The organism is Pseudobutyrivibrio sp. OR37 (assembly GCF_900113655.1).
Taxonomy (GTDB): Bacteria; Bacillota; Clostridia; order Lachnospirales; family Lachnospiraceae; genus Pseudobutyrivibrio.
Map to the genome: position 1 here is coordinate 40,745 of NZ_FOQF01000009.1, position 15,996 is coordinate 56,740.

The window sequence follows — 15,996 nt, forward strand, 5'->3', positions numbered from 1 at the left end:
AATATGGAATTTAAAGAGTTCACAGGTAAAACTGTTGCAGATGCTCTTACTAATGCAACTGTTTCTTTAGGTATTACTTCTGATCAGGTTAAATATGAAATTCTTGAAGAAGGAAGTAATGGATTTCTTGGAATTGGTTCTAAAGATGCAGTAATTAAAGTTGTTATTTCTGCAGATGAAGATCCAAAAGAAGTTGCTACAGAATTTTTAAATGGTGTTTTCAATGCTATGCAGTTAGAAGTTAATCTTTCAATGGATTATCAGGAAGCAGATAAGACTCTTTCTATTGATTTAGCTGGTCCAGAGATGGGTATATTAATTGGTAAGCGTGGACAAACACTTGATTCACTTCAGTATCTTACAAATCTTGCTGTTAATCGTTCATCTGAAAATTATACTAGAGTTAAAATTGATACTGAGGATTATAGACGTCGTAGAAAAGAGACTCTTGAAAATCTTGCAAGAAATATGGCAAGCAAGGTTAAGAGAACAAAGAAGGCAGTTACTCTTGAGGCAATGAATCCTTATGAAAGACGTATTATCCATTCAGCACTTCAGAATGATAATAATGTAACTACACATTCAGAGGGTGAAGAGCCATACCGCTACGTTGTTATTACTCTTAAGAAATAATTGATTTCAAGGGTTAGTCTTTTTATATAGGCTAACCCTTTGACTTTGTTAATTAATAGATTTAAGAATTATTCTTTGATTTATTAATTAACAAATATGGAGGCTTTTATGTATCAGTCAGATACAATTTGTGCTATTGCAACATCGTTAAATAGTTCTGGTATTGGTATTATCCGTGTCAGTGGTGAAGAATCAATTGCTATAGTTGATTCTATTTTTCGTGGAAAAAATAAACTGGTAGATTGTGATTCTCATACAATTCAATACGGACATATTGTTTCTGATACTGAAATTGTAGACGAAGTACTAGTTATGATTATGAAGGCTCCTAGAAGTTACACTACAGAAGACACTATTGAGATAGATTGTCATGGTGGAATTTTGGTACTGAAAAAGGTATTAAAACTTCTTATAGATGCAGGAGCTAGAATAGCCGAGCCAGGAGAGTTTACAAAAAGAGCCTTTTTAAATGGTAGAATAGATTTATCGGAAGCTGAGTCTATAATGGATTTAATTTCATCTAATTCAGAGCTTGCTATGAAAAATTCCATTAAACAGTTATCTGGTTCATTAAATAAAATTATCGTTGATTTAAGAAATAAGATTTTATATGAAACAGCATATATTGAATCGGCTTTAGATGATCCGGAGCATTATGATTTAACGGATTATCCAGATAATCTTAAAATTAAAGTTGATGAAATGATTTCTAATATTGATGATTTGATTAATTCATTTAATTCAGGTCATATTTTAAAAGAAGGAATCAATACACTTATTTTAGGAAAGCCTAATGCAGGAAAATCTTCTTTACTTAATACATTATCTAGAAGAGAGAGAGCTATAGTAACTGATATTCCTGGTACTACTAGAGATACTCTTGAAGAACAGATTACTATTAATGGTGTTTCATTAAATATTATTGATACAGCAGGTATTCGTCAAACAGATGATGTAGTTGAAAAAATAGGAGTTGATAAAGCTATTGATTCTATAGAAGATGCTGATTTGATTTTATTTGTTCTAGATTCATCTAGACCATTAGATTCCGATGATGAATTTATAATTAATAAGATTATTGATAAAAAGATAATTATTTTATTAAATAAATCTGACCTCGACACCGTTATCAACGAGGAAGATATATGTAAAAAATATGATAAACCTGTAATTTCATTTTCATCTGTTAGTATGGATGGATTAAAGACATTAGAATCTACTATTACTGATATGTTCTTTAGTGGTGAAGTAAAATCTGATGATACATTATATATTACTAATTCCCGTCAGGCTGCTTGTTTGACAAATGCAAAGAATAGTTTAACTAATGTATTAGCTAGTATTGAAAATATGATGCCAGAAGATTTCTTTTCAATAGATTTAATGGATGCATATAATTTCTTAGGTGAAATTACTGGCGAGACTATAGATGATGATTTAGCAAATAAGATTTTCGCAGAATTTTGTATGGGAAAATAGGTAGAAGTTTTAAGGAGTTAATTATGTCACACGTAGAAGAGTCCTATGATGTTGTAGTAATAGGAGCAGGACATGCTGGATGTGAAGCAGCACTTGCTTCAGCACGAATGGGATTAAATACAATTTGTTTTACTGTTAGTATGGATTCTGTTGCATTAATGCCATGTAATCCTAATATTGGTGGAAGTTCTAAGGGCCATCTTGTTCGTGAGCTTGATGCGTTAGGTGGTCAAATGGGTATTAATATTGATCATACTTTTATCCAATCGAAAATGCTAAATTCATCAAAGGGTCCTGCTGTTCATTCACTAAGAGCACAAGCAGATAAATCTGCATATTCTCTTAGAATGAGAAAGACTATGCAGGATACAGATAATCTTACTTTAAGACAAGCTGAGGTTACAGATTTAATTGTTGAAGATGGTAGGGTTAAAGGTGTTAAGACTTTATCTGGTGCTACCTATCATGCTAGAGCTGTTGTTATTTGTACTGGAACTTATCTTAGAGCTAGATGTTTGTATGGTGATGTTATTGAACATACTGGTCCAAATGGATTAAAAGCTGCCAATCATTTAACTCAATCATTAACTGATAATAATGTAGAAATGAACCGCTTTAAAACTGGTACTCCGGCAAGAGTAGACAGTCGTTCTATTGATTATTCAAAGATGGAAATTCAGCTTGGTGATAATCCGGTTGTACCGTTTTCATTTAGTACTAATCGTGATGATGTTCAAATTGAGCAGGTTCCATGTTATCTTACTTATACTAATGAAAAGACTCATGAAATTATTAGGGCCAATCTTGATAGATCACCAATGTATTCAGGTGTTATTGAAGGTACCGGTCCTAGATACTGTCCTAGTATTGAAGATAAGGTTGTTCGTTTTGCTGATAAGAATCGTCATCAGCTTTTTGTTGAGCCAGAGGGACTTAACACAAATGAAATGTATATTGGTGGTATGAGTTCATCTATGCCAGAGGATGTACAATATGAAATGTATCATACTGTTCCTGGCTTAGAAAATTGTAAGATTGTTCGTAATGCTTATGCTATCGAATACGATTGTATTAATGCAACTCAGTTAAAGGCCTCATTAGAATTTAAAAATATTGATGGACTTTTTGCTGCTGGTCAGTTTAATGGTAGTAGTGGATATGAGGAAGCAGCAGCGCAAGGATTAGTTGCTGGTATTAATGCAGCATTAAAACTTCTTAATAAAGAGCCTATGATTCTAGATAGATCAAATTCTTATATTGGAGTTTTAATAGATGACCTTGTTACAAAGGAAACAAAAGAGCCATATCGAATGATGACTTCAAGAGCAGAGTATAGGCTTTTACTTAGACAAGATAATGCAGATTTGAGACTTTCTAAAATTGGATACGAGGTTGGCTTACTTTCTAAAGAACGTTATGATCATGTAGTTGAAAAGGAACGTTTGATTAATGAAGAGGTAGCCCGTGTTAAAGAAATTAATATAGGTGCAAGAAAAGAAGTACAGGAATTATTAGAATCCTATGGAAGTATTCCACTTTCAAACGGTATCAAACTAGTTGATTTGATTCGTAGACCAGAATTAGATTACGATAAGTTAGCGCCTATTGATCCAGATAGACCTTCTTTATCTGAAGAAGTTAGAGAAGAAGTAAATATTTATATTAAATATGAAGGATATTTATCAAGGCAAGAAAAGCAGGTTAAACAATTTAAAAAACTTGAACAAAAATTAATTCCGACCGAAATAGATTACAATGATGTTTCAAGTTTAAGAATAGAGGCTAGACAAAAATTGACAAAGCTTCGACCTGCTAATATTGGACAGGCTTCTAGAATTTCTGGAGTTAGTCCAGCGGATATTTCAGTATTATTAGTATACTTAGAAACTTTTAACAAAAAATAATTGATAGTTATAAGGGTATAGTTATATACCCTTATAATCATATAAAAATTTAGGAGATTTATGAATAGAGATTATTCTTACTTAATTGATACTTTATCAAATTGGAATTATCAATTAGATGAAAAACAGATTCAACAGTTAGATAAATATTATGAGATGCTAATCGAAAAAAATAAGGTTATGAATCTTACTGCTATCACAGAGTTTGATGAAGTATTGGTTAAACATTTTGCGGATAGTTTATCTATCTGTACTATTATTCCAAATGATATAAAGACTGTATGCGATCTTGGTACTGGAGCAGGTTTTCCAGGTATACCTATGGCTATTGCATATCCAAATTTCCAGTTTACTTTAATTGATTCTCTTAATAAGCGAATCAAGTTTTTGCAAGAAGTAGTAGATGCTATTGGTCTTCATAATGTTACATTAGTACATGCAAGAGCAGAGGAAGCTGGACGTAATAAATTATATAGAGAACAATTCGATTTAGTTGTTTCACGTGCAGTTGCTAATATTGCTACTTTATCAGAATATTGTTTACCACTTGTTAAGGTAAATGGATATTTTATTAGCTTTAAGTCTGGCGAAATTGAAGATGAAATTTCACAATCAGGAAAAGCTATTAATAAATTAGGTGGTAAGTTGACTAAGCCAGTATTATTTTCATTACCTAATACTGATATTAGTAGGTCTTTTCTTATTATAAATAAAGAAATAAATACTCCTAAGGTTTATCCTAGAAAAGCTGGTACTCCAAGTAAAGAACCTTTAAAGTAATAAATATATTTCACATGAAACTTAATAAAAAAGGGGAATATATATGGTTAACGATTTTCTAAAAAAATATCAGGAGGAACTTATTTCTGATAAAATTCAATTAAAAGAAGATATGGATTTATTAGAAACAAAGATTAATGAAAAAATTAAATTTCTTTCTCTTTTAGAAGAATCTAATGAATCATACTTTAAAGAGTTTACTCCAAGAGATATTAATGCAAAAAATAATGAAAAAGCTGCTGAAGTAAGAGCTATTCTTAGTGATTTGAATGCTCAGATGGATGAAAAAAATCAGCAGATGAAATTTTATGATGGAAGATTAGTTGAAATTACTGCACTGTTAAATAATACTGCTGTTATTAATCGACCTACTTATGATGATAAGAATAAACATATTGTTAATGATAATAATATTAATATTCTTTCTAATATAAAAGACTCATTGAATGATATAAAGGATTATATAATGCTTGATCCTTATAGAGCAAAATTAGAGATAGATAAGATAATTAGTTCTTTATAAAAATGTACAAACCTAAATATAGTAATGTTTCACGTGAAACATTTAGTTAAATATTGGGTTTAAAACACAAAATATAGTATTTTGAAATTTGAATCAACTTCTATATATTGCTATTTTGGGTAAAAAATGTTTCACGTGAAACATTTTTTCTTAATTATTTAAGCAACTAGATATAGTGAAGATTAGCAATATATATAGCAATCAAACGGATTTTCTTAGTAGAATTGAAAAAAGTAGAATGCTATAATTATATCTATTCAGAGTTAAACATAATAAAACAAGAGGGAGACAATAAATGAAACGAGTAATCGCAATTGCCAACCAAAAGGGTGGAGTTGGAAAAACAACAACAAGTATTAATCTATCAGCTTGTTTAGCTGAAGCAGGTAAGAAGGTATTAGTTATTGATACTGATCCACAGGGAAATGCAACAAGTGGTCTTGGTCTTGATAAGGATGAATGTGAGAATACTGTTTATGATTTAGTTCTTGATCAATGTAGTATTAAAGAATGTATGTATAAGGTTGAAAATATTCCTAACCTTACAATTATTCCTTCAAATGTAGATTTAGCTGGTGCTGAAATCGAACTCTTAGGAATTAATGAAAAGGAATATATTCTTAGAAATGCTGTAGATTATGTAAAGGATGATTTTGATTACGTTATTATTGATTGTCCTCCTTCATTAAACATGTTAACAATCAATGCAATGACTACAGCTGATTCTGTATTAGTTCCAATTCAGTGTGAGTATTATGCATTGGAAGGTATTAGCCAGTTAATTCACACTATCGATCTTGTTCAACAAAGACTTAATTCGAAACTTAAGATTGATGGAGTAGTATTTACTATGTATGATAAGAGAACAAATCTTTCATCTGATGTAGTAGATACTGTAAAGAATAATCTTAATGCAACTGTATATCAAACTATTATTCCTAGAAATGTTAGATTGGCAGAAGCTCCATCACACGGTCTTCCAATTAATCTATATGATGAAAAGTCTGCCGGTGCAGAGAGCTATCGTAACTTAGCAAAAGAAATTATAGGAAGAAAGGATATATAATATGGCTGCAAAAAAGGGAGGATTAGGTAAGGGATTAGATTCTCTTATTGTAAATAAGAACGAAGGTGTAGTTGCAGTTAATCCAGAACAACATGGATCACCTGTTGAAGTAGATATCGATAAAGTTGAGCCAAATAAGCTACAGCCACGAAAAAACTTTGATGAAGATAAGCTACAGGACTTGGCTGAAAATATAAAAATACATGGAATCATCAATCCATTATTGGTACAGGATAGAGGAAAGTACTATGAGTTGATTGGTGGTGAGCGTAGATGGAGAGCAGCACGTATAGCTGGTCTTAAGAAAGTTCCTGTAATCATTATGAATCTAAGTGAGCAGGAGTTTGTAGAGATTTCTCTTATTGATAACATTCAGCGTGAGCAGTTAAACCCAATTGAAGAAGCAATGGCATTTGCAAGATTGATTGATGAGTTTAAGTTAAAGCAGGATGAAGTAGCAGAGAGAGTATCAAAGAGTCGTACAACTATTACTAATGCACTTAGATTATTAAAGCTTGATAAACGTGTTCAAGATATGATTGTTGATGATAAATTAACAACAGGTCATGCTAGAGCTATGTTATCTATTACCGATTTAGATAAGCAGTATGAGTTTGCAGAAAAGGCATTTGATGAAAAAATGTCTGTTAGAGATGTTGAACGTGAAGTAAAGAAGTTATTAAGTGAAAACTCCTCTAACAAGAAATCAAAGGTTGGTATTGATCCACAGCTTCAGGCAGTATACCATGATACTCAAGAAAAGCTAAAAGGTGTTCTTGGTACAAAGGTATTTATCAATGCCAAAGATAATAAAACAGGAAAGCTTGAAATTGAGTATTATTCTCAAGATGAGCTTAATAGAATTGTAGATTTACTACAATCTATAAAATAGAATATACGTTCGATTGGAGAAATAGTAATGATAGAGCAGTACTTAGGAATTAGTACAGATTATATTGTAATAGGTTTAGCAGCACTTGTGCTTATAATGATGATTCTACTTATAGTATTCATTGTACAAATGAGTAAGCTTAAGAAGAGATATAAAATATTTATGCAGGGTAATGATGCTAAATCTTTAGAAGATACATTAGTTTATAGATTAGAACAGGTTGATGAATTAATCGAAGCTAATGCAAGCAATGAAAGAAATATTGATACTATCTTCAAAAATATGAAGAATTGCTTCCAAAAGATAGGTCTTGTTAAATATGACGCTTTTAATGAGATGGGAGGCAAGCTTAGTTTTTCTCTTTGCATGTTAAATGAAAAGAACTCTGGATACATAATTAATGCTATGCATTCAAGAGAAGGATGCTATACTTATGTTAAGGAGATTATAGATGGAAATTCTATAATTCAACTTGCAGAGGAAGAGGAACAGGCACTAGAACAAGCTTTAGGCGGTATGTAATGCATAAATATTTACCAGCAATAGGATTTAGTAAACTTAATAATGATACACTTAAGGATTTGCTTCAAGAAATAGAGTTAAGACCTGATTACCAGGAATCAGCTATTGATCTTGAAGGAAATCAGTTTGTAGAGATTAGATACATGGTAACCGATAATGTTGGTTTAGTACTTCGCGGTATCTATAATAATGATGATGAATTTGTTTTAGATTATTATTATCCAACATTTTTCGGTGATACTGTTTCTCTTGTAAATGATGTAGATATTATCAAACAGTCTGATAAAGAAAATTATCAAGTAATGGTAGATGAAATTAGACTGGGTGTTAATCTCATTTTTCAATTGCAGAATATGGGAGAATATTTAAGAAGACACATAACTGAAGGAAAGAGCAGTAAAAGTAGTGTAAGTCTTGCTGCTTTATCCTTAGAGGGTAAGGTTATCCTTCCATTGTATGACAATGAAAAAAGTCGTATTAAGGAAAAAATGAATAACCAAAAGCGTATTGACCTTGTTACTCAGGCACGAGAGGGCAATGAAGAGGCTCTTGAAAGTCTCACAATGGATGAGATTGATTTGTACCAGCGTATTACAAGAAGAGTTGCAAGAGAAGATATCTTAAGTGTAGTTACAAGCTTCTTTATGCCATACGGAATTGAAAATGATAAGTATGAAATACTCGGTGATATTTTAGATGTTAGAGCTGTTGTAAATCATCTCACAATGGAGGAATTATATCTCCTTGTTGTTGAAAGTAACGACGTAGTATTTGAGGTTTGCATTAATAAAGATAACTTACTAGGTGAACCATTAGTTGGTAGACGCTTTAAGGGAATAATCTGGTTACAGGGCACAGTTGATTTTAGCTAAATATCAGTGACAAAGCATTGATTTTTTTAGCATACTAGATTAAAATCAAATAGTTGCTTGTTTGAGTAGCTCAGCTGGATAGAGCGTCCGCCTCCTAAGCGGAAGGTCGTGGGTTCGAATCCCATCTCGAACATGATCTAAGAAGTCGATTTATTCGACTTCTTTTTTTTATAGGGAATAATAACAATTTAGCCACAGATATTTCGCAATAATAAGTTACAATACTTTTAATGTGATAAGTAGTCTAAATATTGCAAATATTGTATAATATAGAATAAGTTATTTGACAATGCTAGTGCTAAAAAGGCACTTCTTTAGATTATTTCAGAGGGGGAAAACAATCAAAAGGAGGAAAGGCGAATGGCAGATGTAACTTTATCAAGAGAGCAACAAGATACACTTGGAGAGATTGCGAATATCAGCATGGGATCTTCAGCAACTTCATTAAGTGCACTTTTGAATAATTTAAAGGTAGATATCACAACACCTAAAATCGAATTAATTAGGAAAAGTGAATCTTTGGATGACTATCATAACGTATGCGTTTTGGTTCATATTAATTATGTTAAGGGTTTATCAGGAAGTAACGTATTAATATTAAAAGAGAATGATGTAAAAATTATAGCTGATTTAATGATGGGTGGTCCAGGTGTTGCTGGTCCAGACGAAATTGGTGAAATTCAGTTGTCTGCTGTGTCAGAAGCTATGAACCAAATGATGGGAAGTGCAGCTTCATCGATGTCACAGTTACTTGATAGAGTGGTAGATATTTCACCACCAAAAACAGACAACATTGATGTAGAAAGTGTAAAGATATTTGAGAGATTATTTGAATCACCAGAAGTAGATTTTGTAAAAGTAACATTTAATTTAAAAATTGGAACGGTAGTAGATTCAGTGATGGTGCAGCTGTATCCTATTACTTTTGCTAAAGATATGGTATCTCTATTTGAAAAAAAGGATAATTAGGGGGCGAAATGGACGAGAACGCTAAAGCAATTCAAAGAGAAATAGCCAAGGATAAGATTCAGGTAATACTAGCAAGTATAGCCCTTGCAGTGCTGATAATCATGGAGTTCTATATCATGATAAATTTCAGAAGTAATTTTATTGCAATGGCAATTGGCATATTACTTATGATTGTTGCGCTTTTTTTCCTGATTAGTGCGTTAATGGATATGTCTTTAAAGCAAAAAGACATAGAAAATGAAAAATATGAAGAAATATATAATGCGCAGAAAGCGTCTTATCTCGTTATCAAAAAAAGCTTTGATGAAATGGAGCAAAGGCTTCGTGCTATAGAAGCAAATAGCTCACTACCAGCAGAAGATATTATCAATGCACAAAAGGCAGTGGCTAAAGTTACTATTTCTCGAAGTAAAGAAAATACAGATGCTCTCATGAACTCAAATGATGAGCTTATAAATCAAATAGTAAATATCAAGGAGATAATAGATAGTAATAATAATCAAATTTTAGAAAAGCAGCAATCTTTGTTGAAGGAATCAAATTTTGATATTCAACAAAAAATATCGGAACTTACATCTCAGATTTCTATCATTGAAGGAAAAATACAAAATGGAATTCCAGTGATGGCAGCACAACCAATTCAGCCGATACAGATGGTTCCACCTCAGATGCAGGCTATGGCTCCTGAGCCACAAGTAGCACCTGTAGAGTCTGTAACAGAAACATTAATGGAAGAGCCAGTGATGGAAGAACTTCCAGTTGAAGAGGCAGTAGCAGAAGAGCCGGTAATGGAAGAACTTCCAGCAGAGGAGGCAGTAGCAGAAGAGCCGGTGATGGAAGAACTTCCAGCAGAGGAGCCAGTGGCAGAAGAGCCAGTGATGGAAGAACTTCCAGCAGAGGAGCCAGTGGCAGAAGAGCCAGTGATGGAAGAACTTCCAGCAGAGGAGCCAGTAGCAGAAGAGCCAGTAATGGAAGAACTTCCAGCAGAGGAGCCAGTGGCAGAAGAGCCAGTAATGGAAGAACTTCCAGTTGAAGAAACCTCTGTGGAGGAAGTACCAGCAGAAGAAGTAGTAGATGATTTAGGATTAGATTTAGATGCTGTCGTAGAAGAGGAATCTGGAGCTGATGATTTAGGATTAGACTTAGATGCAATAGTTGAGGAGCCTACAGAAGAACTTCCAGTAGAAGAAGTAGAAGAAGAAATAGTAGAAGACTTAGGATTGGATTTAGATTCAGCTACTGAAGAAGTGATGATGGAAGAGCCAATAGTTGAAGAAGCACCGCCTGAAGAAATAGTGGCCGAAGAACCAACAGCGGGAGAAGCTCCTGCCGAAGAAATAGTGGCAGAAGAACCAGTAGCGGAAGAAGCACCAGCTGAAGAAATAATAACAGAAGAGCCAGTAGCAGATGACCCTGGTTCAAATCTGGATGCATTACTTGAAGAAATTGGAGAAACTGTTGAAGAACCTGAACCGGAGCCTGAGCCAGAGCCAGAGGCACCTCCAGAGGAACCTAAGGATGATTCAATAGTTATTCCGGATGTAGGAGTAGATTTAACTGATCCAAATAGGGTAATGAGTCCTGAAGAAATAGAAAAACTATTCGCAAATATTTAATAACATGCACCTGTCACTAGGCAGGTGCTTTATTTAATAAAAAATAAAAAAAACACTTGCAAAAAGTTCTAATAGGTTATATAATAATCCATGTTGCTGAGGCAATTGGATACGCGCGATTAGCTCAGCTGGCAGAGCACCTGACTCTTAATCAGGGTGTCCAGGGTTCGAACCCCTGATCGCGCACTTAACCGTCGATATGTGTCGACGGTTTTTTTGTATATAAAAATATATCAAAAAATCCTCCACTATAAAAGTGGAGGTATAATATATTATCTACTAGCTATAAGCTTAAAAATAGGATTTCCCTGACTAGAAAATTTTTCTTCATATTCTGTCATAACGTTTCCCTCATTCATAGCAGAATCATTATGCAAATCATAAGTAACAGCATCTAATTTCCATAGAGGGTGATTTGTAATTTCCTCAACAGAAAAATCAAATAAATCCTTATTATCTGTTTTAAATTCAATATGACCATCTAAAGCCAATATAGAATTATACCTATTTAAAAATGTAGATGAGGTAAGACGACGCTTAGCGTGTCTATCCTTTGGCCAAGGATCGCTAAAATTAAGATAAATTCTATCAACCTCTCTACATGAAAAAATATCAAGAATATCGGCAGCATCAAAGCAAATAAAACGAAGATTAGGAATTTCTTCCTCTTCAACTTTTTGAACAGCACGTAATAAAACGCTAGTGTATCGTTCTATACCAATATAATTAATATTTGGATTTTGTTTTGCCAGTGTAGTGATAAACTGTCCCTTGCCCATACCTATCTCGATATAGAGTGGATTATCATTTTGAAAAAGCTCTGATTTATATTTACCCTTAAGCTTTATTGGTTGATTGATACAGTATGGACTGTTAGCAACTACCTCATCAGCTCCAGGGATATTTCTTAATCTCATAATTACCTCCAAAAATAAAATCTTTTGCGCTCGAAGGATATATTATAACATAATTTTTTCAATAATAGTATTGCAAGTATATAAAAAGGAAGTTTATACTAGATAAGCGAAAAGGAATAAGATTATGATTATAAAGAAACATATTACAAAGGCAATAGCCTTTCTATTTTTATTTAATGGGTTATTGGTAGCCCAAACCAATATTGCGAAAGCAGCAGATTATTGGCCAAACAGTGTTGGAGTTACAGCTGAATCGGCTATTATCATGGAGCAGGAAACGGGAACGATTCTATATTCTAAGAATATAGATGAGGAACATTTTCCAGCTAGTATTACAAAAATAATGACTGCTCTAATAGTTCTTGAAGAATGCGATTTGGATGAAAAGGTAACCTTCTCAGCTGAAGCAGTTTATGGAACGGAGTTAGGATCTTCAAGTATCGCCCGCGATGTAAATGAAGAGATGACAGTTGAGCAAACGTTGTATGGAATGATGCTGGAATCCGCTAATGAATGTGCCTATGCTTTAGGTGAGCATGTGGCAGGAGATATACCATCTTTTGTTGATATGATGAATGCTAAAGCAAAAGAGTTGGGGTGTACACATACTCATTTTAATAATACAAATGGACTTCCTGATGATGAGCATTATACAACAGCACATGATATGGCATTGATTGCCAGGGCAGCATATGAAATACCTAAGTTTGCCGAAATAGTAGGAACAAAAAATTATACGATTCCACCTACTAACAAGCACGCTGATCCAACACCACTTAACAATCATCATCAAATGCTACATTATTACAAGACTAATAAATATCTTTATGATTATTGTTTAGGTGGTAAGACAGGATATACTGTAGTGGCAGGTGCAACCTTAGTTACATATGCTAAAAAGGATGGCATGACGCTAATCTGCGTTGTTATGAAGGATACAACAACAGATGAATATATAGATACAACAAATCTGTTTGAATATTGCTTCGATAACTTTAGTACCAATAAGGTGGCAGATTTCGCATCAATATCTGAGGATGATACAAATGTAACTGGAATTCTTAGCGAGAATAGCGATTTAATTAAGATAGATAAATCAGGCCTAGTAGTAATTCCAAAGACAGCAAGTGTGTTAGATGTGCAGGCTGAGGTTGTTCCATATTCGGAAAAAGATAACAGCGCAGTTATAGGGCAGCTAAGATACACCTATGCAGGTCGAGAGGTAGGATTTGCAAATCTGGTATTTACCAGTGCACAGACAGGAAGCTATCCATTCGATAATTTACCTGTAGAGAAGGGTGGTAGTGGAAAAGATTACATCCAGGTAAACTATCCTAAAATCGGATTGATATTACTAGTACTTGCAGTAGTTATTGCAATCATCCTTTACATAAGAAGTAAATCTAGTGAAATTCTCTTATTCAAGCATAGATATGCAAGCAGGCATGCAAAGCCTTCTACAAAAGGCATGGTTATCATAAGGAATAACGGAAAAAAGAGAAGAAGACGTAAATAAAGACAATAATTGTCTGTAATGCATCAATAAAAGACATAATGAAATATAAAAAGACAGCTGATTTTCATCATGCTGTCTTTTATATTCAGTATAGACATGAAATGATTTGTATATTAAACACAAACAAATTATCTATTTATCAAACTATTTATCATAATTTCTAGCTGTTGTTTATTGTTAGTGAACAAAATTAATCCCTTAGAAGAATTAATTATAGTAATTATTTTATCAGCAAAGGTTTCTGATTCAGAGAGAAGCTGATATAGATAATCCTTGTAGGTGCCATCTGCTTTAAGAAAAAGTGTTTGATAATCTTCGAAAGCAGTAAGCTGGCAATTACATTTTTGCATCATAAAGGCTATTTCTTTATCCTGATTTAACTGCGCCTCAGTTTTATTGATGATGAAATAACCTCGTTCATCCTTTGGCATACCAAGAGATTTTACTGCACGCTGAACTTGCTTGGTAAGACTTTCACTGGCAGGATATAAAGATTTAAAATATCCCATGAAATCGGATGCAGTTTTAAAGTGTTCATTAGTCCCACGTTCCAACACTTCAGTCATCAAAATCTTTTTGATAATCTTCTCACATTCCTTACGTGAAGGATTTTTTCTAAGCCCCATAGTTTCTTCAGACATATTTTAACCTCCAAAGACATCATATTTTGTATTATCTAAATTATAAGACAGTAAATAAACAAATAAAAGACAGCAACTGTTACAAAAATAGAATGTGAAGAATTGGTTAATTAATTGACTTCCTACATTTACAATGGGATAATGAAGAAAATAACCTCGTGATGCATGTAGGAGTGGAAAAAATGGAAAGTTTGTTTTCAAGGGATGAAAAGAAGCAATACCAGTTAGAACAAATAAATGATTTGGTAGAAAACAATGGCGGATTAATCAAAACAAGCGAGATAGAGGCTCTTGGTGTTGATTACAGAAGAGTCTTAAAGTTTGTGGAGGAAGGCTATCTTATCAGAGTAAAAAGTGGATATTACACTACGAAATATTATGAGTGCTCTGAAGAAGACTGGATTTTTAAGCTTTTTGGTGAAGATGGAATCCTTACAATGGAATCTGCGCTATGGGTATATGGCTATCTAAAGGATAGGCCCTATAAATGGAGTATAGCAATCAATAAGAACACTTCAAAATCCCGTTTCCACATAGATTATCCGATTGTAGAACCATATTACACAGAACCAGAGGTCCTTGAGCTTGGTGAAACAGAAGCAGATTTTGCAGGTGGAAAAATGAAAATATACACTAAAGAGCGATTAATCTGTGATGTGTTAAAATATCAGGAAAAAATGGACAGAGAGCTTTTCAAGCAAGGTGTATGGGCATACATTATGGATGAAAACAAAGACGTAGCAAAGCTGATGGAATATGCCAAGGAACGTAAGGTATTGAAGAAGGTTCAAACGATGGTAGGCGTGTGGCTATGATAAATAGACTTGGAATAAAGGAAAAAGCAGAAAAACTGAATATTCCATTTAGAAATCTTTTATCTGCAGCTGTTTCAGAAATTATTATTGAATTACTAGCAAACGGAAAGTATTGCAACGAACTATATCTTTGCAATTACAATGAATTTTCCAGTGAGATATATAAGGATAGCTGCATAACCAATATTTATTACGAGTACGTTAAGGATTTAGACGATAAGATGAGCATCCTTTACATGAGAGATATTCTAAAGGAAATCATGACAAAGGCTGCAATGGAAGGCTTTGCTGTAAATGGTTCAGTAGATGATTCAGGCATCATTCTAAAAATCACCGTAGATGAAATGTATATACCTCTTCATCTATATTTTAGAAAGCACCATGGAAGCCAGGACCCAGAGAAAATTACATTACATTTAATAGCCTATGAAAATAGAAAAGTAGATGTTTTGACAAACCCAAAGGAAGAGGAATTATCAAAGCATTTGCTAGAGATAATAGAAAAGCTGGAATTAATTAACGATATGGATCATTATTTGATTGCCTACGAAATCCTATCCGAAAATCCTGTGAATGGACGCAAGGTGAAAGATCGATTGGTAGAGCTTTTAAATGAAAAAGGTATAGTGATTGATGATACCAGAATGAAGATGCTAGAAGGCTATACCGATTACACATATATGAAAAAGAAGTGGAAGGTGGAGTTACGCCAAAAAAAGAAGTCTGACCCAAGCTGGCCAGACGTAAATAAATGCATTGTTAATTTTTTGAGCCCAATATGGGAAGCCATGGAAAAGAATATGGTATTTCTAGGTGATTGGATGCCTCAATTAAAACGATTCCTTGACTAG

The 15,996-nt window shown here is 33.4% G+C and carries 16 protein-coding genes and 2 tRNA genes; 16 read left to right on the plus strand and 2 right to left on the minus strand.

What is annotated here, in order from left to right:
- The first annotated feature begins 3 nt into the window (after positions 1–3).
- From jag to BM097_RS06185, 13 genes are all read left to right on the plus strand, one after another.
- Positions 4–633, plus strand: coding sequence for an RNA-binding cell elongation regulator Jag/EloR (gene jag, locus BM097_RS06125; protein WP_090546997.1), 630 nt, complete (start codon positions 4–6; stop codon positions 631–633).
- Between the two features lie 108 nt (positions 634–741).
- Positions 742–2,112 (plus strand): tRNA uridine-5-carboxymethylaminomethyl(34) synthesis GTPase MnmE, encoded by a 1,371-nt coding sequence (gene mnmE / locus BM097_RS06130; protein ID WP_090547000.1) that lies wholly within the window; start codon positions 742–744, stop codon positions 2,110–2,112.
- A gap of 23 nt (positions 2,113–2,135) precedes the next feature.
- Positions 2,136–4,016: a tRNA uridine-5-carboxymethylaminomethyl(34) synthesis enzyme MnmG gene (gene mnmG / locus BM097_RS06135; RefSeq protein WP_090547003.1), complete on the plus strand. Its 1,881-nt coding sequence runs from the start codon at positions 2,136–2,138 to the stop codon at positions 4,014–4,016.
- A gap of 60 nt (positions 4,017–4,076) precedes the next feature.
- Positions 4,077–4,796, plus strand: coding sequence for a 16S rRNA (guanine(527)-N(7))-methyltransferase RsmG (rsmG, locus tag BM097_RS06140; protein ID WP_090547005.1), 720 nt, complete (start codon positions 4,077–4,079; stop codon positions 4,794–4,796).
- A 43-nt stretch (positions 4,797–4,839) separates the two neighbouring features.
- Positions 4,840–5,319, plus strand: coding sequence for a hypothetical protein (locus BM097_RS06145; RefSeq protein WP_090547007.1), 480 nt, complete (start codon positions 4,840–4,842; stop codon positions 5,317–5,319).
- Between the two features lie 295 nt (positions 5,320–5,614).
- Positions 5,615–6,385: a ParA family protein gene (locus tag BM097_RS06150; protein WP_090547009.1), complete on the plus strand. Its 771-nt coding sequence runs from the start codon at positions 5,615–5,617 to the stop codon at positions 6,383–6,385.
- Between the two features lies 1 nt (position 6,386).
- A complete protein-coding gene (locus tag BM097_RS06155; RefSeq protein ID WP_090547011.1) occupies positions 6,387–7,277 on the plus strand; it encodes a ParB/RepB/Spo0J family partition protein in 891 nt (296 codons plus the stop codon).
- Positions 7,278–7,304: 27 nt separating this feature from the next.
- Positions 7,305–7,799, plus strand: coding sequence for a DUF4446 family protein (locus tag BM097_RS06160; RefSeq protein ID WP_090547013.1), 495 nt, complete (start codon positions 7,305–7,307; stop codon positions 7,797–7,799).
- On the plus strand, positions 7,799–8,671 hold the full coding sequence (locus BM097_RS06165; protein WP_090547016.1) for a DUF3881 family protein: 873 nt from the start codon (positions 7,799–7,801) through the stop codon (positions 8,669–8,671). Before BM097_RS06160 ends, BM097_RS06165 begins: the two co-directional genes overlap by 1 nt.
- A gap of 59 nt (positions 8,672–8,730) precedes the next feature.
- Positions 8,731–8,804 (plus strand) — tRNA-Arg (locus tag BM097_RS06170).
- A gap of 188 nt (positions 8,805–8,992) precedes the next feature.
- Positions 8,993–9,640: a flagellar motor switch phosphatase FliY gene (gene fliY / locus BM097_RS06175; protein WP_255406628.1), complete on the plus strand. Its 648-nt coding sequence runs from the start codon at positions 8,993–8,995 to the stop codon at positions 9,638–9,640.
- Between the two features lie 8 nt (positions 9,641–9,648).
- Entirely contained in the window at positions 9,649–11,256 is a 1,608-nt protein-coding gene (locus tag BM097_RS16045) for a hypothetical protein (protein ID WP_143084961.1), read from the plus strand.
- Between the two features lie 113 nt (positions 11,257–11,369).
- Positions 11,370–11,442 (plus strand) — tRNA-Lys (locus BM097_RS06185).
- Between the two features lie 86 nt (positions 11,443–11,528).
- Here BM097_RS06185 and trmB read toward each other — a convergent pair.
- Positions 11,529–12,173 carry a tRNA (guanosine(46)-N7)-methyltransferase TrmB gene (trmB, locus tag BM097_RS06190; protein ID WP_090547021.1) on the minus strand — a complete coding sequence of 215 codons (645 nt, stop codon included), beginning with the start codon at positions 12,171–12,173 and terminating at the stop codon, positions 11,529–11,531.
- A 124-nt stretch (positions 12,174–12,297) separates the two neighbouring features.
- Between trmB and BM097_RS06195 the strand changes: the two genes are divergently transcribed.
- Entirely contained in the window at positions 12,298–13,689 is a 1,392-nt protein-coding gene (locus BM097_RS06195) for a D-alanyl-D-alanine carboxypeptidase family protein (protein ID WP_090547024.1), read from the plus strand.
- 128 nt (positions 13,690–13,817) lie between these two features.
- Here BM097_RS06195 and BM097_RS06200 read toward each other — a convergent pair whose 3' ends face one another.
- Positions 13,818–14,330, minus strand: a complete 513-nt coding sequence (locus BM097_RS06200) for a hypothetical protein (RefSeq protein ID WP_090547027.1) — start codon at positions 14,328–14,330, stop codon at positions 13,818–13,820.
- 182 nt (positions 14,331–14,512) lie between these two features.
- On the opposite strand from BM097_RS06200, the gene BM097_RS06205 reads away from it, so the two are divergent.
- Positions 14,513–15,145, plus strand: a complete 633-nt coding sequence (locus BM097_RS06205; protein WP_090547030.1) for a type IV toxin-antitoxin system AbiEi family antitoxin domain-containing protein — start codon at positions 14,513–14,515, stop codon at positions 15,143–15,145.
- Entirely contained in the window at positions 15,142–15,996 is an 855-nt protein-coding gene (locus BM097_RS06210) for a hypothetical protein (RefSeq protein WP_090547033.1), read from the plus strand. The genes BM097_RS06205 and BM097_RS06210 overlap by 4 nt, the downstream gene beginning before the upstream one ends.